Raw genomic sequence first — 20714 nt, 5'->3', positions numbered from 1 at the left:
CCGGCGTAAGCCGGACAGAAATAACCGCAACAGGATATCTGCAATGAAGACCACCGGACTTTTCAAAGCCGTGTTCATTTCCGCTCTCGCTCTGACGAGCGTCTCGGCCCATGCCGAGGAAAAGAAGTGGACAAAGATCACCATCGCCACGGAAGGTGCTTTCCGTCCTTACAACTTCACCAAGCCCGATGGCTCGCTGGATGGCTATGAAGTCGACCTCTACAAGGACCTCTGCGCCCGCATGAAGGTTGAGTGCACGATGGTTGCGCAGCCTTTCGACAGCATCATTCCGGCGCTCAATGCTGGCAAGTTTGATGCGATCATGGCTGGCCTTACTGCTACGCCGAAGCGCGAGGAAACCATCAGCTTCTCGATTTCCTATGGCCTGACGCCGCAGACCTTTGCGACGCTGAAGGACAGCCCTTACGCCAAGCTGCCGCATACCGGCGAAACCCTTTATCTCGCCAAGGATGAAGCGGCTGCCCAGAAGGCAATCGACGAAGTATCGGCTGAAATCAAGGGCCGCACCGTCGGCGTCCAGACCGCTTCGCTCGGCCTGTCGCTGCTCGACAAGTATTTCAAGGATGGCATCGACATCCGTGAATACAAGACCACGGAACAGCACGACCTCGACCTGAAGTCTGGCCGTGTAGACCTGATCGTAGCTTCGCTCGCTTACCTCACGGACGCTGCCAAGAAGCCGGGCAACGAAGACATCGTCATGACCGGTCCGTTCTTCAAAGGCGGCATTCTGGGCCGTGGCGTTGCTGTCGGTCTGCGCAAGGACGATACCGAACTGAAGAAGATGTTCGACGTTGCCATTGAAGCTGCAAAGGCTGACGGCACGATCAAGCGTCTGTCGGAAAAGTGGTTCGGCTTCGACGTTACGCCGTAATTTTCGAGTGACATCATAAGCAAAGCGCCGCCTTTGGGCGGCGTTTTCATTTGGGAGTATGCAAACCTTCACATCAAACCGGCGAGCGCCTATAAGATCGCCAGAAGTCTGCTGAGAGCCAAAAACTTACTGTGAGGGTGTGATGGTAAAGATCGGTTTCGTGACTGTTTCCGACCGCGCAAGTCGCGGGGAGTACGAAGACCTGAGTGGCCCTGCCATGGAAGCATGGCTGAAAAGCGCTGTCGTCACGCCTTACGAAGCAATTCGCCGCGTCATTCCCGATGGCATGGAATCGGTACGCGATACGCTTATCGATCTTTGCGACAACGAGGCCTGTGATCTTATCCTGACCACGGGTGGCACGGGACCAAGCCCGCGCGATGAAACACCGGAAGCCATGCAGGCCGTTCTGCATAAGGAGCTGCCCGGTTTCGGCGAACTGATGCGCCGCGTCAGCCTGGAACAAACCCCGACCGCCATTCTATCCCGCCAAACGGCAGGCAGTCGCGGCAAGAGCTTCATCCTCAATCTTCCCGGTAAACCAGCTTCAATTGCCATGACCTTGCAGGCGATTTTTCCGGCAGTGCCTTATTGTCTCGACCTCATCGAAGCTGGGCGTATCGACACCGATCCGGCAATCGTGAAAGCCCATCGACCGGGCTGAATTTTCGCCAAAGCTGTGTTTGCGGGCGTAGTAGATCGCACCTCGGGGCTCATGTCGCGACGAAATTGCGCAACCCAGCTTTGCGCTTTTGCATAATTTCCATGCTTGCTTTTCCCTGAGTCAGGACTGAATAATAGGGAAAAAGAAGGGGAATTAAGTGAAGCCATTTGACGAGATGCTCAACCATGGCGGGAATGTCCGCCAACCATATGAATTTCTCAAGCAGTGGCTCGACCAGCAGGACCCGCACAAACTTCTGCAGAAAAGCGATGACGCCGAAAGCGTTTTCCGCAAGACGGGCATCACCTTTGCTGTCTACGGCGATCAGGAAGCGGGTGAGCGCCTCATTCCCTTTGATATCATCCCGCGTATCATTTCAGGTCAGGAATGGCGGCGTCTGTCGCAGGGCATCGAACAGCGTGTGATGGCGCTTAATGCCTTCCTCGATGACATTTATCACCGTCAGGAGATCGTTCGGGCAGGGCGCATTCCGAAAGACCTGATTTCCAAGAATGAAGCCTTCTTGCCCGAGATGATCGGCTTCCGTCCTCCGGGCAATGTCTACACCCATATTATCGGCGTGGATATCGTGCGCACCGCCGAGAACCAGTTCTATGTGCTGGAGGACAATGCCCGCACGCCATCCGGCGTTTCCTATATGCTGGAAAACCGCGAGACGATGATGCAGCTCTTTCCCGAGCTGTTTCAGAACGTCAAGGTTCGCCCGGTTGAGAATTATCCGCAATTGTTGCGCCAGTCGCTGGCAAGCGTTGCACCTCCCGGCACGCAGGATGTGCCGACCGTCGCGGTGCTGACGCCCGGCATTTATAATTCAGCCTATTTTGAACACGCATTCCTCGCCGACCAGATGGGCGTCGAACTGGTCGAGGGAAGCGATCTGCGCGTCGTTGACGGACGTGTCGCGATGCGTACCACACAAGGTTATCGCGCTATCGACGTGCTCTATCGGCGTGTGGACGATGCGTTTCTCGACCCGCTGACATTCAGGCCGGATTCGACGCTCGGCGTTGCAGGCATCATGGATGTTTACCGGGCAGGGAATATCACGATTGCCAATGCGCCCGGAACCGGCATCGCCGACGACAAGGCGATCTATTCCTACATGCCGGAAATCGTGGAGTTCTATACGGGCCGCAAGGCCATTCTCGAAAACGTTCCGACCTGGCGTTGTTCCGAACCAGATAGCCTTGCTTATGTGCTCGACAATCTTGCCGAGCTTGTCGTCAAGGAAGTGCACGGCTCCGGTGGTTATGGAATGCTGGTAGGCCCCGCTTCGACAAAGGCCGAACGCGATGCTTTTTCAGAGAAACTGAAGGCAAGGCCGCGCAACTATATCGCGCAGCCCACGCTTGCGCTTTCAACGACGCCCATCTTTACCGAGAGCGGGCTGGCGCCACGCCATGTCGATCTGCGCCCATTTGTTCTGGTTTCGGATCGCATCCGCATCACACCCGGCGGGCTCACCCGTGTGGCTTTGAAGGAGGGATCGCTTGTCGTGAATTCCAGCCAGGGCGGCGGAACCAAGGATACGTGGGTACTCGACGACTGAAACTGCATTAACGTGCCGCAACTGACGACAAGATCAGGGCGCGAAAAGGGGAATGATTTATGCTTCTTGGCCGTACGGCAAACGGACTTTACTGGATGTTCCGCTACATAGAGCGTGCCGAAAACATGGCACGTCTCGTTGATGCGGGGCTTCGCATGGCGCTGACGAAAACGTCTGACGCACCGGAGGAGTGGTCTTCGGTCGCGGTTTCAGCGGGTGCAAGTCAGGGCTTCTCTGCAAAATACGACGTCTATAACGCCGCCAATGTTGCGGACTTCCTGCTGCGCGATGCAGACAATCCATCAAGCGTGATGACCTGCATTGAAACCGCGCGTTCCAATGCCCGCATGGTGCGCACGGCGCTGACGCGCGAGGCGTGGGAAAGCGTAAACGAAGCATGGATGTCACTGAAAAAGTCGCTGTGTAAGCCGTTGAAGGAAAGTGACCTTCCGCAGCTTCTCGACCAGATCAAGCGCGAGACGGCGCTCATTCGCGGCTCTTTCCATGGCACGATGCTGCGCAACGAAATCTTCGATTTTGCAAGCCTTGGTACTTTCATCGAACGCGCTGATAATACGGCTCGTATTCTCGATGTGAAATATTATGTCCTGCTGCCTGCGATATCCTATGTCGGCACGACGCTGGACAATTATCAATGGGAATCGATCCTGCGGTCGGTCTCCGCGCACCGCTCATATCGGTGGGTCTATGATGGTGATTACCGTCCGGCGCAGGTCGCGGACTACCTGATCCTGAACGGCCGTATGCCGCGTTCGCTCCATTACTGCTATCGCAGCATCGCCGAACATCTGGATTACCTGTCGAAAGATTATGGCAATCGTGCTGCCTGCCACGCGACAGCGGACAAAATCTATGCAAGCCTGCAAAATCAGGACATATCCGCGATCTTCGATGTGGGCTTGCATGAGTTTCTGACCGAATTCATCACTCGCAACAACCGGCTCGGCAACGAGATTGCTGAAACCTATAATTTCTATTGAGGTCTTCGCTTGCTGCTCAACATCCGGCACGTTTCGCATTATCGCTATGAGCATCCGGTTCCTTATGCGGTGCAAAGGTTGCGGTTGCGTCCACCAACAGTGCCGGGCCAGATGGTCAAGCACTGGGAGTTAAAAATCGAAGGCGGTGAGCCGGAGGCTTCCTATGTCGACGGCTTTGGCAACAAGACCGATCTGGTCCAGCATTCTCGCAATATCAATGAAATTGTCATAACCGCCAGCGGCAGCGTCGAGATGGAAGACCGGGCCGGAGTGCTTGGACCGGTCTATGGTTATGCGCCGCTCTGGCTCTTCGAGCGCGAGACGCCGCTGACTGCGCCGGGCGAACGCATTAAGGCGCTGGCAGCTGATCTCACGACCGGGCAGGAACGGCTTGCCCTGATGCACGATCTGATGAACACCATCCACAAGGCGGTCGCCTATATGCCGGGGACGACGAGCGTTTCAACGGATGCTGAAAGCGCTCTGGAAAGTGGGAAGGGCGTTTGCCAGGATCACACGCATGTTTTCCTTTCCGCAGCCCGACTGATCGGCATTCCGGCACGATACGTATCGGGGTATCTGATGATGGAAGGTGTGGAAGAACAAACCGCAAGTCACGCATGGGCTGAAGCCCATATCGATGGCCTGGGATGGGTGGGGTTCGATGCCGCCAACAATATTTGCCCGAATGACCGTTACGTGCGGATTGCAACCGGCCTCGACTATCGTGATGCGGCCCCGATTTCCGGCGTTCGTTTAGGCGGTACGGTGGAAAGCCTTGCGGTTCACATCAATGTAGGGCAGTGATCTTTCTGGATAGCGAGTTGCCTGCCGGATATTGCTTATGACCTATTGTGTTGGAATGAAAATCGATCGTGGCCTTGTGTTCATGTCCGATACACGGACGAATGCCGGGCTCGACAATATTTCTGTCTTCTCAAAAATGCGGAGCTGGTCAGAGCCCGGCGAGCGCGTGATTGTTCTGCTTTCGGCGGGAAACCTTGCGACAACGCAAGCCGTTGCAAGTCTTCTGGAAGAACGGATGAAAGCTCCAGCAGACAGGCACCCCTCGGTTTTCGACGCGCCTTCCATGTTTCAGGTTGCGCGTCTTGTCGGTGACACCGTCAAGGAAGTGATCCAGAACTCCGCTACCGGTGGACAGAATGCCGATGCTTTCGGCGCATCGTTCATTCTCGGCGGACAGATCAAGGGCGGGCAATCGCGCCTTTTCTATATCTATCCCGAAGGCAATTTTATCGAGAGCTCGGCCGATACGCCTTTTTTCCAGATTGGCGAGAACAAATATGGAAAACCGATCCTCGTGCGCGCTTATCAGGAGCAGATGAGTTTCGAGGAAGCAGTGAAGCTGCTGCTGGTTTCGTTCGATTCCACACTGAAAGCCAACCTTTCAGTTGGGCTTCCGCTCGACATGCAGATTTATGAAGCGGACAGTTTTGAAACTGGCGCTCGCAGACGGTTCGAGGTCACCGATCCTTATTATCAGACCGTATCGGAAAGCTGGTCGGAAGCGCTAAAATCCGCGTTGGAAAAATTGCCGCCGTTCAGTTTCGACGAGTAAAAAGGCCGGGCACTTTGCCCGGCCTTTTCGTATCGCATCAGTCCTTCGTTACGGTCTGAACATAGTTGGCATCGGCCACCATGTTGAAATCGTGCACATTCGGACCCGTCACAGCCGTTTCAATCTGCTGATAGATGATTGCGAACGGGCTTGTTTCCTGAAACTTCTTTTGAAGATCATGATACATCGTCTCACGTTTGGCTGTATCGCGCTCTTCAACAGCAGCCATTGTTTCCGCCGTCAGTTCCGGAATTTCCCAATGCGCCTGCCAGGCGTTGGTGCGCATCGAGACATCTTCGCCATTGTTTGGATTATTGGTGAACGTCACCGCATTGGTATGCGGATCCCAATAATCCGGTCCCCATATACCCAGCGCCAACTGGTGCTTGCGTGCGCGAACCTTGGTGGTGGTCAGCTTGCCGTCACCCTGCAGGATTTCCACGTGAACGCCTGCCTTACCCATCGTCTGCTGAATGCTTTCCGCTATGCCGACGAATGGCTGGCTGTTACGTACATCGAGCGTCACCTTGAAACCGTCCTTGAGGCCAGCTTTGGCGAGAAGTTCCTTGGCTTTATCGACGTCGTAGGTGAATGGCTTGTCGCCGACAGCACCGAACATGCCGAGTGGCAGGAAGGACTGGTGCGTGCGACCGATACCCTTGATGAGCTTCGCTTCTATCGTATCGTAATCGACCAGGTATTTCAGTGCCTGCCGAACTTCGGGCTTTGCGAGTTCAGGTACATTCTGGTTGGCGACCAGATAATAGACGCGCCCCTTCGGTGCGTTGATGACATGGTACTTCTGATCCTTGCTCAATTCTTCGATATCGCCAGGTTCCAGATTACGTGCAATGTCGATGTCGCCCGCCTGCAAGAGCAGACGCTGCGAAACGCCTTCTTTCACGTGGCGATAGATAACGCGCTTCATTGCCGGTTTTGCATCGCTATAATTTTCGTTGCGCTCCAGAAGCAGGACTTCATTTGCGCGCCATTGCTTCAATGCGAAAGGACCGGAACCGGCGTAATTGGTCTTCAGCCATTCATAACCGAAATCGGTTTCGTAAGGAAAATCCTTTGTCTTCTCTGCCTTCTGCTCATGTTCCTTGACCAACTTGCTGTCGACAATCGACGCAACGCTGGATGTCAGACAGTTCAGGACAAAGCTTGGTGCAAACGCCTTGCCGGTCGTGAACACAAGCGTTTCGTCGTCGGTGGCAACAATATTCTGATCGGCATTATCGCGAGTGAGACCGAACTGGCTGAGAATGAAGGCCGGGCTCTTGTCGAGCTTGATCGCGCGCTGCAGCGAATAAGCGGCGTCGTGTGCCGTCAGCGGGTTGCCGGAGGCGAATTTTAGGCCCTTGCGGATTTTGAACGTGATCGACTTACCGTCATCGGAAAAGGCCCAGCTTTCAGCAATCTGGGGGATGATCTTCGTGGGGTCCTTGGTGTCAGTCGTGACGAGGCGTTCATAGGTGCTGGTGAGCACTTCAGACGTCGTGATCTCGAAGATTTCCGCCGGGTCGAGCGAAATGACGTCATCTATGCTCATGGCAATGACGAGCGTGTCAGTCGGTGTAGCTGCTTCCACTGCCTTGGGTGATGCCGACAGAAAGAGCGTGAATGCCAGTGCGGCTGGAATCGATGCGCGCAGCAGCTTTCGTGCAAGGCCATGTCTTGTATGGTCTGCCTTCGAGTTATTCTGAATGAGTGACAGTATTACGGTCGTCATGCAACTTCCCCTCCGGGCTGTGCAATCCGCATATGTCGCGCAATTGCAGCCCTGCATTGATGAAGCCTCAAGAGCCTGTCGCTTTGTTCGCGACTCTCTTCAAAGCTTCTCCATTACAGCCAGCTTTTGGGGAGGGGACAACGGTCTGATGAAATATTTTTCCGCGGAAATGCAAAAGCCGGAGGAAAATTCCTCCGGCTCAATTTATACAGTACAATCAGGCGATTAGAAGAACACTTTGAAGCGGTCGCCATCGTCCATGAAAACCTTTTCTGCAAAAGGCTGTTCGTTCGAGCCGAACGGCATCTGTGCGCGGAGCTTCCACGAAGCCGGAACGTCCCAAGCCTTGGCGACTTCGTGGTCGATCAGCGGGTTGTAGTGCTGAAGGCTGGCACCAATGCCGGCGTTGGCGAGCGCGGTCCAGACCGAATGTTGCGCCATACCGCCCGACTGTTCGGACCAGACCGGGAAGTTGTCAGCGTAAAGCGGGAAGTTTTCCTGAAGACCCTTAACGACGTTCTGATCTTCATAGAACAGAACCGTACCTGCACCGGCGGAGAAGCTGTCGATTTTGGCTTCGGTCTGGGCGAAAGCGTCGGCAGGGACGATCTGGCGAAGTGTTTCCTTCACGATGTTCCACAGCCTGTCGCTCTCGGCGTCAAACAGGATCACAGCGCGCGAGCTCTGCGAATTAAACGAAGACGGCGTGTGCTTGACCGCTTCACGGATCAGCTCGGCGGTGTCTTCATTCGACAGCGGAAGGGACTTGCCCAGAGCGTACTGTGTGCGGCGCTTCTTGATGGAATTCAGCAGGGAATTGTTCATTATTCTGTCCTGTGTTTCAGCGGTCCAACAGGCTGTCTGGCTTGGGATTTTCAAGACAACCTCATGAATGATGTTGAGGGAAATATTGTTATTTTGGCTGTCGAAGCCAGCCCGTGTTTCTGAAACACACTGTCAACGATCCGTTGCTAGCCGGGTTTTACTGTTTACATTTTGATCGTTGCATCCATGCGCTGTCCGCGCCTGCAGGCGTCTGAACAGGGCAACCTTCCCAGCTTTATGGGGTTTACAAGGGCGATTGTTTATTGGAATCTAACTAAAACAGTGGGATTTAAAAACGATAGTTTGACGACGCGCTTTTCTTATCGTTGTCGTGAAAAGGGACGAGGTCACGATAGTTTGAAGTCATTCATTATCATCGGAGCGGGCGCAAGCGGCATCATCCTGGCTGCACAATTGCTTCGGCGCTCACCAGATTCGACTGTGCGGATTTTCGAGCGTTCAGGTCAATTAGGGGCAGGCATCGCATACGCGACGGAAAACCCGAGCCATCTTCTCAATGTCCGCGCCAGCAATATGAGCGCATATCCCGATCAGCCGGATCATTTCCTGAACTGGTTGCAGTCGAGCGACATTGCCGCTCCCGGCCATTTGTGGGAACCGCACAGTTTTGCACCACGCAAACTCTACCGCTCCTATCTGAAGCATCTTATCGCGCCTTATCTTTCTGACGATGATACACGTTTGAAAGTTGAAAAGACCGGCGTCGTCGATGTCGCGCTGAAGGACGGCAGACCAGCCGTTACCGCTGAGACAGGAGACACGTTCACTGCCGATGCGGTGATTGTGAGCACGGGCAACGAAGCCGCCATCGCGAAATCCGGCAATCACGTTACGGAATACTGGTCGAGCAATGGCTATTTCGATATGCCGACAGATGCGCCGGTGACGATATTCGGCACAGGTCTGTCGATGATCGACAGCGTCCTGTCGCTGCTCGACAACGGGCATCGTGCGGAAATCTATGCGATTTCGCGCCGTGGGCTTCTTCCTGCGGTTCATGCCCCTGCGCAAGCTTTCCCTGTCGAGGCAGACGATCTCCCGCTATCGCTGGGCCTTTCCAAGCTTGTGCAGCACGTGCGTGCCATGATGACGGAAGCGGAAAAAACCGGTTCCGGCTGGCGTGGCGTGATGGATGGTCTGCGTCCGCATACACAACACATCTGGGCGAGCCTGCCGACGTCGCAACGCCGCAGCTTCCTCCGTCATCTGCGTCCTTGGTGGGATGTGCACCGGCATCGCATGGCACCGGCTGTCGCAGAGCGTATTGAAGCTGCCGTGAACAGCGGCCAACTCAAAGTCGCGGCAGGCCATCTGGTTTCGGTGCGCGACCAAGGCGGCGAGATTGAAGTCCGTTATCGCCCTCGGCGTAGTGAGCATGTCGAAAAACTGCAGGTATCGACGGTTATTGATTGTCGTGGCGGCAATCCACGTTTTTCGACAACCCGCAATGCGGCACTGATCGGTTTCATGGAGCATGGCTTGGCCCGACCGGATGCACTCGATCTCGGTTTTGATGTCACACGGGATCTGCAGATTCTCAATAAGCGAGGAGAGCCATCCGGTCCGTTTTTCGGTATCGGACCTGTTACGAAAGGCGCGTTCTGGGAGGTTACTGCCGTACCGGACATTCGTGTTCAGGCCGAACGGCTATCGGCGATTTTGCTTGAAGGATGAAGCCGCATCTGCGGTAAAATTCATGGCAAGTTTTGTGTCATCCGGCTGAAAGATTTTCAGGTCAGTATGGCCGACAGTCAGGCGTCGCGGTTCGCAGCGATTGATAAATTATAGATTTTTCGGCGCAGGGAACAATAAAATGATTCAAATCTATGCGATAAGCCATTGAAAGCTATTGCCATAATGTTCCGTGGCCGGTCATAATAAGGCCATCGGAATATATGATTCCTCACTACAACTTGCCGGAGCGATTCTGTTGCTGTTTTCTTGAGCGGTGCTGCTTCGGATCAACCTTGATTTCGGCTAGGAGGCCTGTGGCGCATGACGATGGACGGCAGAATGCTTTTCCTGCTTGTCCTTCTACCATTTCTTGGCAGCGCCATAACCGGCTTATTCAGGGGGGCGGATCGTAGCGGTTCGGCCTGGTTTACGGCAGCGATTGCGCTTGTTGCCTTTATTGTCACCGCCAGCCTTTATCCCATCGTGTCGGATGGCAAGGTGCTCCATGGCACTGTGGAATGGCTTCCGGCCTATGGCCTCAATGTCACCTTCCGAATGGATGGCTTCGCCTGGCTTTTCGCGATGCTCATCACGGGTATCGGCCTGCTGGTCGTCATTTATGCGCGTTATTACATGTCGCCCGAAGATCCCGTGCCGAGGTTCTTCTCGTTCCTGCTGTCCTTTATGGGATCGATGCTCGGCGTAGTTCTATCCGGCAATCTGATATTGCTCGCCGTGTTCTGGGAGCTGACCAGCATCTTCTCGTTCCTGCTGATCGGCTATTGGTATCACAATGCCAGTGCCCGCGACGGCGCGCGCATGGCGCTGACCGTGACGGGTATCGGTGGTTTCTGTCTGCTGGCAGGCGTTCTGATCCTCGGCCATATTGTCGGAAGCTACGATCTCGACACAGTTCTGGCAGCGGGGAACATCGTTCGGACACATCCGCTTTATAGCGTGGCGCTTATTCTGATCCTGCTCGGTGCTTTTACGAAAAGCGCGCAGTTTCCGTTCCACTTCTGGCTTCCCAATGCGATGGCAGCGCCGACGCCTGTTTCTGCCTATCTGCATTCGGCCACCATGGTGAAGGCCGGAGTCTTCCTGCTGGCGCGCCTGTGGCCGGTTCTCAGCGGAACGGAAGAGTGGTTCTGGATCGTCGGTTCGGCAGGGCTGATCACGCTTCTGATTGCCAGCTTCTTCGCAGTTTTCCAGCAGGACCTCAAAGGGCTGCTTGCCTATTCGACCATCAGTAACCTTGGTCTGATTACCGTTCTGCTTTCTCTTGGCAGCCCACTTGCTGCGGTTGCCGCGATCTTTCACATGGTCAACCATGCGATTTTCAAGGCATCGCTGTTCATGGCTGCGGGCATCATCGATCATGAGACCGGCACGCGCGACATGCGAAAGCTGAGCGGGCTGTTGCGTCCCATGCCCTATACGGCAACGCTCGCCATGGTCGCGAGTGCGGCAATGGCAGGCGTACCGTTGCTCAACGGCTTTATTTCCAAGGAAATGTTCTTCGCTGAGGCGGTGGAAACGCACATGGCGTCGTGGCTTGATACGATCACGCCCTATGTCGCCACGATTGCCGGTATCTTTACGGTCGCCTATTCGGTGCGCTTTATTTATTCGACGTTCTTCGGACCACCACCGCATGACCTGCCGCATGAGCCGCACGAACCGCCGCACTGGATGCGTCGTCCCATTGAACTTCTGGTGCTGCTTTGCCTGTTGATCGGCATCATTCCGGGCCTTTCCATCGGACCGTTCCTGCATTCGGCAGTTCTGTCGGTGCTGGGCAAGGCGACGCCTGAATATAGTCTCTCGGTCTGGCACGGATTCAACCTGCCGCTGATGATGAGTATCGTCGCCATGATCGGCGGTATTCTTCTGCACTGGATGCTGAAAAACTATCTTGCCACCAGTGAAGACGGCCCCCCCTTATTCCGGCATTTGCAAGGGCAGCGCATTTTCGAACGTGTTCTCGTGACCTTGTCATGGAACTGGGCACGTAAGGCAGAATCCTTCCTCAGCACGCGTCGTCTGCAGCCGCAGCTCCGTATCGTGGTTGCGGTGGCCGTCCTTGCAGCTGCCTGGCCGATTTTCGTTTCCGGCTTGCAGTCAGGTTCGCTTGGCGCCCAGCCAGTGGACCCGATTTTTGCCGGACTTTGGATACTTGGTGGTGCCTGTGCTATCGGCGCGGCCTATCAGGCCAAGTACCACCGACTTGCGGCGTTGATCCTCCTCGGAGGGGCGGGGCTCGTTACCTGCATCACCTTCGTCTGGCTGTCCGCGCCCGATCTTGCTGTGACCCAGTTGCTGGTCGAGATTGTCACCACTGTTCTGCTGCTGCTCGGGCTTCGCTGGCTGCCGAAGCGTTGGGAAGATCCTGATCCGCTCCCGGTGCAGATAGGCCCGCGCATCCGCCGTTATCGCGACTTGCTGCTTGCAATCGGCAGCGGGGCAGGGGTGGCCATTATCGCTTATGCTGTTATGACGCGTATTTCGCCCAGCAGCATTGGCGATTATTTCCTCGAAAACGCCTATTCAGGCGGCGGTGGCAAGAATGTCGTAAACGTCATTCTGGTCGACTTCCGTGCTTTCGATACGTTTGGCGAAATTGCCGTCCTCGGTATTGTGGGCCTCACGGTTTTTGCGCTCCTGCGTCGTTTCCGTCCTGCCCCTGACACAACCGGATCGACAGCCCAGCAGAAAATCCAGGACGCTTATGACGAGGCAGCGCCTGACCGCAAGGCAGGTGAAACACTGGCCGATTATCTGGCCGTGCCGTCCGTCATCATGCAATGGCTGTTCCCGGTTATCATTGTGCTGGCAGTGCATCTGTTCCTGCGCGGTCATGATCTGCCAGGCGGCGGATTCGCGGCCGGTATTACGCTCGCAATTGCATTTTTGCTGCAATATCTGGCGTCTGGTGCACGCGTGGTCGAGGACCGCTTGCGCATTCTGCCATTGCGCTGGATCGGGCTCGGACTGCTGTTTGCAGCGGCAACAGGTGCTGGGTCGTGGTTCTTCGGCTATCCGTTCCTCACCACATTTTTCCAATACACGGAAATACCGCATATCGGAAAAATGCCGACAGCCAGCGCCCTGCTGTTCGATCTTGGCGTCTTCACCCTCGTGGTTGGCGCTACCGTGCTGGTTTTGATTGCACTCGCACACCAATCACTCCGTAAACACCGTGTCGAGAAGCTGGCCGCAACGAAGGAGGAGAACTGATGGAACTCGTTCTTGCTCTGGCAATCGGCGTGTTGATGGCATCCGGCGTATGGCTCATTCTTCGCCCGCGTACCTTTCAGGTGGCAATCGGCCTGTCGCTGATTTCCTACGCGGTCAATCTCTTCATCTTTTCGATGGGACGCTTGCGCACGAATGCTGCCCCGGTGCTCGATAGCGGTGTTGACGTTCAGGCCGCACAATATACCGATCCGGTACCACAGGCGCTCGTACTGACCGCCATCGTCATCGGTTTCGCAATGACCGCACTTTTCCTTGTCGTGCTGCTCGCTTCGCGCGGGTTGACGCGTACGGACCACGTAGACGGCAAGGAGAACTGATGTTGGACTGGAAAACGCACCTCATCGTTGCTCCAATCATTCTGCCGCTCGTCACGGCAGCAATCCTGCTGCTGTTCGATGAGCGCAAGCGCAAGCTCAAGATGGCCATCAACTCCATCTCGACATTGGGTTTGATCGCGATTGCCATCACGCTTGCTGGCATGGCGAGCGACAAGGCGCCTGACGCTCTGGTTTACCTGATTGGCAACTGGCCTGCACCGTTCGGCATCGTGCTGGTTCTGGATCGTCTCGCGGCCCTTATGCTTGTGCTGACCAGCCTGCTTGGCATGGCTTCACTCAGCTTCGCACTCGCGCACTGGCACAAGGCCAGCCCGCATTTCCATACAATCTTCCAGCTTTTGCTGATGGGGCTGAACGGCGCATTTCTGACTGGTGACCTGTTCAACCTCTTCGTGTTCTTCGAAGTGATGCTGGCGGCATCCTACGGCCTGGCGTTGCATGGGTCAGGTCCGGCGCGCGTAAAGGCCGGCATGCATTATATTGCCGTCAATCTCGTCGCGTCGTCTCTGTTTTTGATCGGCGTCAGCCTGATCTATGGCGTGACCGGCACCTTGAATATGGCCGATCTTGCACAGAGAATTCCGCAGGTCGCAGCTGAAGATCGTATGCTGCTTGAAGCAGGTGCTGCGGTTCTGGGCGTTGCATTCCTCGTCAAGGCAGGCATGTGGCCCCTCAATTTCTGGCTTGCGCCAACATATACGGCAGCAGCAGCACCGGTGGCGGCGGTCTTCGCCATCATGAGCAAGGTCGGCATTTACGTCCTTCTGCGCCTGTCGCCGCTGATGTTCGGCATCGGTGCCGGTTCTTCCTATGGTTTCGGCAATGACTGGCTCTATTTCGGTGGAATGGTCACGCTTGCCTTCGGCCTGATCGGGGTGGTCGCATCGCAAGCAATGGGACGTCTTGCCAGCTATAGTATCCTCGTATCCTCGGGCACGTTGCTGGCTGCCATTGGCAGCGGTAACACCGCCATGACCGGCGCCGCGCTGTTCTATATGGTGAGTTCCACGCTTACCATCGCGGCTTTTTTCCTGCTGATCGAACTGATCGAACGCGGTCAGGATGCGGCTGCAAACGTTCTCGCCGTTACCATGGAAGCCTATGGTGACGATGAGGAGGAAGAAGACGAAGACGAAGTCGGCGCAGTACTGCCCGCAACCCTTGCCGTTCTGGGAACGTTTTTCGGCATTTGTGCGATATTGCTGATCGGCTTGCCGCCATTCTCTGGATTCATTGCCAAATTCCTGATCCTGGCAGCGGTTTTCAACGGCGACAGTCCGACACCGCAGCTCGCAATGCCAGTCAGTCCGGCAAGCTGGGCTTTGGTCGCGCTCCTTCTGCTGTCTGGTCTTTCAGCGCTGATCGCGATGACACGTACCGGCATTCGCACGTTTTGGGCATCGCTCGAAGGCAACGTGCCACGCGTTCTGGTCCGGGAAGTCGTGCCGATTGCGGGGCTTCTGGCAATCTGTCTGGCGCTGACAATCGCTGCCGGCCCGGCGATGCGTTATATGGATGAAACGGCGCGTTCGCTGCACAATCCCGCATCTTATATCAGCAGCGTACTCAACGCGCCGCGCGCAGGCACCGAAACGGAGGGGGCTCAATGAAAAAAATCCTGCCTTACCCGCTTCTGTTCGCCTCGCTGCTCCTGTTCTGGTTGCTTTTGAACGGCTTCACACGGGCACAGCTCCTGCTTGGCGCGATCATCGCGCTCGTGGCGTGTCTCATCATGACGGCCCTGCAACCGCAGAAGAACCATATTCGTTCGATCCCGACGATGCTCTTGCTGTTCGGCACCATGAGCTACGACATCCTGCAATCCAATATCGCGGTGGCAGGTATCATTCTGTCGCGCAAGCGCAAGCGGCGTCCCGGCTTTGTCGTTATCCAGCTCGATCTGGAAAACCGGACCGCTCTTGCCGTTCTCGCCTGCATAATCACAGCGACGCCGGGCACGGCCTGGGTGGATTACAACGCTGCAAGGCACGAACTGACCATCCACGTACTCGATCTGGATGATGCGCAGGCGTGGCGGGACACGATCAAGGGAAGATATGAGCAGCCGCTCATCAAGATATTCGGAGCGGCGGACGTCATGGAAGAGGAGAAATCCGCATGAGTGCAGTCATCATTTTCTGGTCCCTGCTTGCTGCTCAGCTGATGCTTCTTGGCGCTCTGGCTTGTGTGGTTTATCGGCTGCTTGTAGGCCCGCGTGCGCAGGATCGCATTCTTGCGGCCGATGCGCTCTACCTCAACGCGCTGCTTCTCCTGATTACGTTCGGCATACGCACGGGCAGCATCATTTATTTCGAGACGGCGCTGATTATCGCTCTTCTGGGTTTCGTTGCCACCGTGGCGCTTTCAAAATTCCTCATGCGCGGGGAGGTGATCGAATGATCAATGCAGGTGAACTTCCCGTATGGGCCGCTGTGATCATTGCGTTTTTTCTGGTCTCCGGCGCCTTCCTGACACTCGTCGGATGCATCGGACTCGTCCGCTTCAAAAGCTTTTACGAGCGTGTTCACGCCCCCACGCTTGGCTCGTCGTTTGGTGCTGGCGGAATCTTGATCGCATCGATCATATTTTTCTCCATCTTGCAATCGAAGCCGATTCTGCATGAAGTGCTGATTACCGTCTTTGTGGTCGTCACAACGCCGGTAACGCTCATGCTGCTCAGCCGCGCCGTGATCCATCGCGACAGAACGCAGGACAGCAAGGAGCTGCCTTCATCTTCCGACCCGCTATAGGTCTGTAGGTATCATGCTTGAGGGTGCGGAGAGGGCGGAAAGCTTGCGTTTTCCGTCGCACCAAATGGGGAAATTCGCTGCTCCGTCATGGAAGCAGCGGCTGTTGCTTCCGGGCTGACCGGAGACCTGTTTTGGAGTTCGCTTCAAGACCGGCTATCCTGCCGACCGGAAACATTATCTGCCATTTGCCGAATCTCTGGCTTGACTGCCCACCGACTGCGGAGCGGAAGCGGTGGCCTATCGTGTTTTCGGGCATTTGGAGGAGTGTCCGGGGCTGCGGCCAATTGTCCATTCGGGCTTTCGCCCGGGACAAACGGATTGAAGGTTCAAGCCATTTGAATTATCTGAATTTCAGTAATTTCTGAAAGTTCAGAATTTACGGGAGAGAGAATTTTGGAATTGTCGCCAATCGTTCAGTCGTTCGTGCTCCACTTCGGAGAAATGGGCAGCCGTTGGGGCATCAACCGCACGGTGGGGCAGATCTATGCACTGCTTTACGTGTCGCCTGAGCCTCTTTGCGCTGACCAGATCGTCGATGCTCTCGGTGTGTCACGTTCGAATGTGTCCATGGGTATTCGTGAATTGCAGGGCTGGAATCTGGTGCTGCTGAAGCACATTCCCGGTGATCGCCGCGATTTCTTCACGACGCCCGACGATGTGTGGCAGATTCTGCGCACGCTCGCTGAAGAGCGCAAGAAGCGCGAGATCGATCCCACGCTCTCGGTTCTGCGTGAAATCCTGATGGAGCAGCCGAAAGGCGACAGCGATCTTTATGCGCAGGATCGCATGAAGGACATGTACGGCCTGATCGAAAGGCTGACCAACTGGTACGACGACGTCAAGCGACTCGATACCGACCGTTTGACAAGTCTTCTGGCGCTTGGCGCCAAGGTGACCCGCTTCCTTGAAACCACGGACAGGATCGTGGCGCTCGGACGCGGGCGAACATCGGCCAAAAAGGAGCCTAAGAGAGAGTGACATCCGTTGTCCCCCGAACGGAAACTTTGACGGCAGAAGACGGCGAAGCGGCAAGCGACCAACAAGGTTCGCGCCGCTCGCAGCGTCGTCCTGTTCCGTCTTTGCTGAAGCGGGGGGCATATCTTCAGGCGTTAGCCGCACTTTTGTGGCTGCCGCAAGCGGGCATTCTCGCATACGCAATCGGACGACTGGCCGACACCGGCTTTGATAATTCCATCTATTACAGCGCGGCGGGCATATTCGTTCTCGGCTGTCTGCGCAGCCTTCTTGATAGTGCAGGCGCTACCAAAGCTTTCGACGCCGCCCGACTGGAACTTTCCCGACTTCGAACCAATGCTGTTTCAGCGCTTGCGCAACGTTCACCGCTTGATGTGACGCGCCCGTCATCCGGTGAGGCGGCAAGTATTCTTGCCGAACAGGCGGAAATGGTCGTTCCTTATCTGTCGCGCTTCGTGCCGGTCCGCATCCGCGTGATGCTGATCCCATTCGCAATACTTGCCGTCGTACTCTGGTATTCCTGGGCTGCAGCACTTGTCCTGATGGTGGCCGCACCGCTGATACCGATCTTCATGGCATTGATCGGCTGGCGTGCAAAGGCCGCCAGCGAAAAGCAACTGACAGCCCTTGGCGGAATGAACGGCTTTCTGCTTGACCGTCTGCGGGGCCTTGCAACCATTCGCACATTCCATGCCGTGGATGCGACGGCGAACCGGCTGCGCCAGAACGCCGAAACCTTGCGTTCCAAGACGATGTCTGTCCTGCGCATCGCATTTCTGTCTTCGGCTGTGCTTGAACTCTTCGCTGCTATCGGCGTTGCCATGGTCGCGGTTTATATCGGCTTCCATCTGCTGGGCCAGCTCAACTTCGGAGCGTGGGGCCATAAGCTGACTTTGGCCGAAGGTCTTTTCGTCCTGCTTCTATCGCCTGCATTCTTCGAACCATTACGCGATCTTTCAGCGGTCTGGCACGACCGTGCATCGGGCGAAGCTTCAATTGATGCACTGGAAAAGCTGGCTGAACATCCGATGCCAATTGTCGGCAAGGTTGGAAGCCACGCAACAACTGGTGATGCTCCTACCGTAACTCTACACAATATCGACTTTGGTTATGGGACTGGGGGCAAGGTTCTCACCGCATTCAATCTCGATATTGCGGCAGGCGAGCACGTGGCTCTGCTGGCGCCGAGCGGCTATGGGAAATCGACTGTTCTGGCCCTTGTTGCCGGGCTGACGGCTCCTCAAACTGGCCAAATCGAAATCGGTGGAATCGGGTTGGCCGAAGATACAGCAGAGGCGCTTCGCTCAAGGATGAGCTGGATCGGACAGAAGCCGCATATCTTTGCCGGTTCTGCTCGTCAGAACATCACGCTCGGTCGGCAAGCCGATGTGGAAACCACCAAAGCCATCATTGATGACATGGCGCTCGGTCATGTTCTGGGTGTCACCGGCAACAGTCTCATCGGCGAGAACGGTGCTGGAATATCCGGTGGCGAGGCCCTGCGGCTGGCGCTGTCTCGAGCGGCAGTTGATCTCAATGCCGATATTATCCTGGCCGATGAACCTACAGCCCATCTTGACCAGGAAACCGCGAAGGTCATTGCCGACAGCCTTCTCAGGCTAGCCAAAGGCAAGACGCTCATCGTCGCTACCCATGACGAAACCCTTGCCCGCAGGATGGACCGTATCGTCCGTCTGGACGGCAGCGTGGATAACGATCCTGTCTGGCAGAGGAGGGCGGCAGAATGAACGGTTTTCAATCGTTGCAACCGATCCTGCGCCTCTTTTTCCGCACCAAGGGGACAGCACTTCTTGCGGGTATAGCGACGGCTACTGTAACGGTCCTTGCCGGTATCGCTCTTCTCGGCCTGTCAGGCTGGTTCATAACGGCAACGGCGATTGCGGGCTTGAGCATGGCGACGGCGGTTGTGTTCGATGTGTTCGCTCCTGCAGCCGGTATTCGTCTGCTGGCGATCCTGCGTACCGGTTCGCGTTATCTGGAGCGGCTCGTCACCCATGATGCAACGCTTGCGATCCTTGCTGCACTGCGCGAAAAGCTGTTCCGTAGCTGGGCGCGCCCGACCGCTGCAAACGCGCTATTGAAGCGCCCTGCGCGCCTCCTGTTCCGCCTGACGGCAGACATTGATGCACTCGACTCGCTTTATCTGCGCGTGGTGGTGCCTGTCGGTGCTGCGCTCGCTACCGCGCTTGTGGCTGGCATCGCTCTCGGCCTGATGAGCCCCCTTTTCGGGTTGCTGGTTGCTCTTGTCCTGCTTGTTGCCGGTTTGGGCCTTCCGCTGGCTGCGGCTAGTCGTTCCGAAAAATCCATGCGACAACGTGCAAAAGGTACGGAAGCGCTGCGCGCCCGCACCATCGATCTCGTTGCGGGGCAGACTGAACTTCTTATGGCTGGGCGCCTCGAAGATCAGAAGCTGGCTTTGGTCCGTGCAGACGGCTATGTCGCCGCTTCGGATCGCAAGCTTAATCGCATAGAGATCGCTACCGGGGCTGGTTTCGGGATCGTTCATGCCGCATTGCTTGCTGGCGGCCTTGTTGCCGTTGGTTTGCTGATGCAGTCAGGAATGATCGGTGCGCCAGTTGCAGCGCTCGGAATGCTTATCATTCTTGGTGCGATGGAGCCGTTTTCAGCATTGCGGCGCGGCGCGATGGAACTCGGGCGCACGATACTTGCTGCCAGACGGGTTGCACCTCAACTGAACGATGACGCTGAACTGGCTGCACCCAAAAAACCTGAGAATGGCGCAGCGGTTCATCTGAAAAACGTGTCGGTTCGTCACGAGGGCACTGATCACGATGCCCTTAAAAACCTCGATCTCGATATTGCAGCGGGCGAGCGTATTGCCATCGTCGGCACAAGCGGTGCAGGCAAGTCGACCTTGTTCAATCTCCTTGCCGGAGAAATTCCGGTTGATCAGGGCAGCGTTTCGGTTTTGCCCGCGCGCCTTCTCACGCAGCGGACAGAGCTATTTCAGGATAGTCTTCGCGACAATCTCCGGCTGGCGCGTGCCGATGCGAGCGATGGTGAACTGATTGACGCTTTGCGGGCTGCGGGCCTTGGCGCGTTTATCGATGAATTGCCTGCCGGACTGGACGCAATGCTGGGCGAGGGAGGACTGGGGCTTTCGGGCGGGCAAGCACGTCGTCTGGCCCTGGCGCGGCTTTTCCTGACCGATGCGCCGCTCTGGTTACTGGATGAACCGACCGAAGGTCTCGATAACGCAACCGCACAGGATGTTCTCGATCGCCTCAAGGCGAGAGCAGGTTCGCGCGCACTGCTGATCGCAACGCATATCAGTCGCGAAGCGCGAATTTGCGAACGGATCATTGTTTTAAATCAAGGCGCTCTAGTTGAGTCTGTAGGTAAGAGTTCGCCGCGCTTCGGCGAAATCCTCGAAACCATGAGGTGAGCTGC

General features: G+C 56.0%; 19 protein-coding genes. 17 read left to right on the top strand and 2 right to left on the bottom strand.

All coding sequences use genetic code 11. The annotated features are described in order from the left end of the window. Window positions 1–43 precede the first annotated feature (43 nt). The 6 genes from ABDF71_RS15120 (at window position 44) to ABDF71_RS15095 (ending at window position 5709) form a co-directional block, all read left to right on the top strand. The gene (locus ABDF71_RS15120) at window positions 44–895 is read left to right on the top strand and encodes a transporter substrate-binding domain-containing protein (protein WP_010658720.1); all 852 of its coding nucleotides are present in this window, start codon (window positions 44–46) and stop codon (window positions 893–895) included. Window positions 896–1037: 142 nt separating this feature from the next. Then, window positions 1038–1559, top strand: coding sequence for a molybdopterin adenylyltransferase (gene mog / locus ABDF71_RS15115; RefSeq protein WP_151663837.1), 522 nt, complete (start codon window positions 1038–1040; stop codon window positions 1557–1559). A gap of 157 nt (window positions 1560–1716) precedes the next feature. Continuing rightward, window positions 1717–3129: a circularly permuted type 2 ATP-grasp protein gene (locus tag ABDF71_RS15110; protein ID WP_010658722.1), complete on the top strand. Its 1413-nt coding sequence runs from the start codon at window positions 1717–1719 to the stop codon at window positions 3127–3129. A 59-nt stretch (window positions 3130–3188) separates the two neighbouring features. Then, on the top strand, window positions 3189–4130 hold the full coding sequence (locus tag ABDF71_RS15105) for an alpha-E domain-containing protein (protein ID WP_010658723.1): 942 nt from the start codon (window positions 3189–3191) through the stop codon (window positions 4128–4130). A 9-nt stretch (window positions 4131–4139) separates the two neighbouring features. Next, a complete protein-coding gene (locus ABDF71_RS15100; RefSeq protein WP_151615651.1) occupies window positions 4140–4937 on the top strand; it encodes a transglutaminase family protein in 798 nt (265 codons plus the stop codon). Window positions 4938–4974: 37 nt separating this feature from the next. Then, window positions 4975–5709, top strand: coding sequence for a proteasome-type protease (locus tag ABDF71_RS15095; RefSeq protein ID WP_010658725.1), 735 nt, complete (start codon window positions 4975–4977; stop codon window positions 5707–5709). 37 nt (window positions 5710–5746) lie between these two features. Here the strand turns inward: ABDF71_RS15095 and ABDF71_RS15090 are convergent, their stop codons facing one another. Beyond that, on the bottom strand, window positions 5747–7441 hold the full coding sequence (locus tag ABDF71_RS15090) for an ABC transporter substrate-binding protein (protein WP_258124363.1): 1695 nt from the start codon (window positions 7439–7441) through the stop codon (window positions 5747–5749). Here ABDF71_RS15090 and ABDF71_RS15085 point away from each other — a divergent pair. After that, window positions 7416–7670: a hypothetical protein gene (locus ABDF71_RS15085; protein ID WP_259030561.1), complete on the top strand. Its 255-nt coding sequence runs from the start codon at window positions 7416–7418 to the stop codon at window positions 7668–7670. The two genes, ABDF71_RS15090 and ABDF71_RS15085, sit on opposite strands and share 26 nt — an antisense overlap. Here ABDF71_RS15085 and ABDF71_RS15080 read toward each other — a convergent pair. Further along, the gene (locus tag ABDF71_RS15080; protein WP_029927499.1) at window positions 7667–8266 is read right to left on the bottom strand and encodes a nitroreductase family protein; all 600 of its coding nucleotides are present in this window, start codon (window positions 8264–8266) and stop codon (window positions 7667–7669) included. The genes ABDF71_RS15085 and ABDF71_RS15080 overlap by 4 nt on opposite strands. A gap of 357 nt (window positions 8267–8623) precedes the next feature. On the opposite strand from ABDF71_RS15080, the gene ABDF71_RS15075 reads away from it, so the two are divergent. The 10 genes from ABDF71_RS15075 (at window position 8624) to cydC (ending at window position 20709) form a co-directional block, all read left to right on the top strand. Continuing rightward, window positions 8624–9961 (top strand): FAD/NAD(P)-binding protein, encoded by a 1338-nt coding sequence (locus ABDF71_RS15075; protein WP_151663835.1) that lies wholly within the window; start codon window positions 8624–8626, stop codon window positions 9959–9961. 321 nt (window positions 9962–10282) lie between these two features. Beyond that, window positions 10283–13198 carry a monovalent cation/H+ antiporter subunit A gene (locus ABDF71_RS15070; RefSeq protein ID WP_258124362.1) on the top strand — a complete coding sequence of 972 codons (2916 nt, stop codon included), beginning with the start codon at window positions 10283–10285 and terminating at the stop codon, window positions 13196–13198. Then, the gene (locus tag ABDF71_RS15065; RefSeq protein ID WP_010658730.1) at window positions 13198–13536 is read left to right on the top strand and encodes a Na+/H+ antiporter subunit C; all 339 of its coding nucleotides are present in this window, start codon (window positions 13198–13200) and stop codon (window positions 13534–13536) included. Before ABDF71_RS15070 ends, ABDF71_RS15065 begins: the two co-directional genes overlap by 1 nt. A gap of 2 nt (window positions 13537–13538) precedes the next feature. After that, window positions 13539–15167, top strand: coding sequence for a monovalent cation/H+ antiporter subunit D (locus ABDF71_RS15060; RefSeq protein ID WP_151663867.1), 1629 nt, complete (start codon window positions 13539–13541; stop codon window positions 15165–15167). After that, window positions 15164–15679: a Na+/H+ antiporter subunit E gene (locus ABDF71_RS15055; protein WP_010658732.1), complete on the top strand. Its 516-nt coding sequence runs from the start codon at window positions 15164–15166 to the stop codon at window positions 15677–15679. The genes ABDF71_RS15060 and ABDF71_RS15055 overlap by 4 nt, the downstream gene beginning before the upstream one ends. Then, on the top strand, window positions 15676–15957 hold the full coding sequence (locus tag ABDF71_RS15050) for a K+/H+ antiporter subunit F (RefSeq protein WP_010658733.1): 282 nt from the start codon (window positions 15676–15678) through the stop codon (window positions 15955–15957). The genes ABDF71_RS15055 and ABDF71_RS15050 overlap by 4 nt, the downstream gene beginning before the upstream one ends. Then, window positions 15954–16307: a monovalent cation/H(+) antiporter subunit G gene (gene mnhG, locus ABDF71_RS15045; RefSeq protein ID WP_010658734.1), complete on the top strand. Its 354-nt coding sequence runs from the start codon at window positions 15954–15956 to the stop codon at window positions 16305–16307. The genes ABDF71_RS15050 and mnhG overlap by 4 nt, the downstream gene beginning before the upstream one ends. Before the next feature lie 393 nt (window positions 16308–16700). Next, the gene (locus ABDF71_RS15040; RefSeq protein WP_012092941.1) at window positions 16701–17285 is read left to right on the top strand and encodes a GbsR/MarR family transcriptional regulator; all 585 of its coding nucleotides are present in this window, start codon (window positions 16701–16703) and stop codon (window positions 17283–17285) included. Continuing rightward, window positions 17282–19030 carry a thiol reductant ABC exporter subunit CydD gene (gene cydD / locus ABDF71_RS15035; protein WP_258124361.1) on the top strand — a complete coding sequence of 583 codons (1749 nt, stop codon included), beginning with the start codon at window positions 17282–17284 and terminating at the stop codon, window positions 19028–19030. The genes ABDF71_RS15040 and cydD overlap by 4 nt, the downstream gene beginning before the upstream one ends. Then, window positions 19027–20709, top strand: coding sequence for a thiol reductant ABC exporter subunit CydC (cydC, locus tag ABDF71_RS15030; protein WP_258124360.1), 1683 nt, complete (start codon window positions 19027–19029; stop codon window positions 20707–20709). Before cydD ends, cydC begins: the two co-directional genes overlap by 4 nt. The last annotated feature ends 5 nt before the right edge of the window (window positions 20710–20714 follow it).

Source organism: Ochrobactrum sp. WV_118_8, from assembly GCF_039631535.1.
Taxonomy (GTDB): Bacteria; Pseudomonadota; Alphaproteobacteria; order Rhizobiales; family Rhizobiaceae; genus Brucella; species Brucella anthropi.
This window is presented reverse-complemented; position numbering and strand designations above follow the sequence as displayed.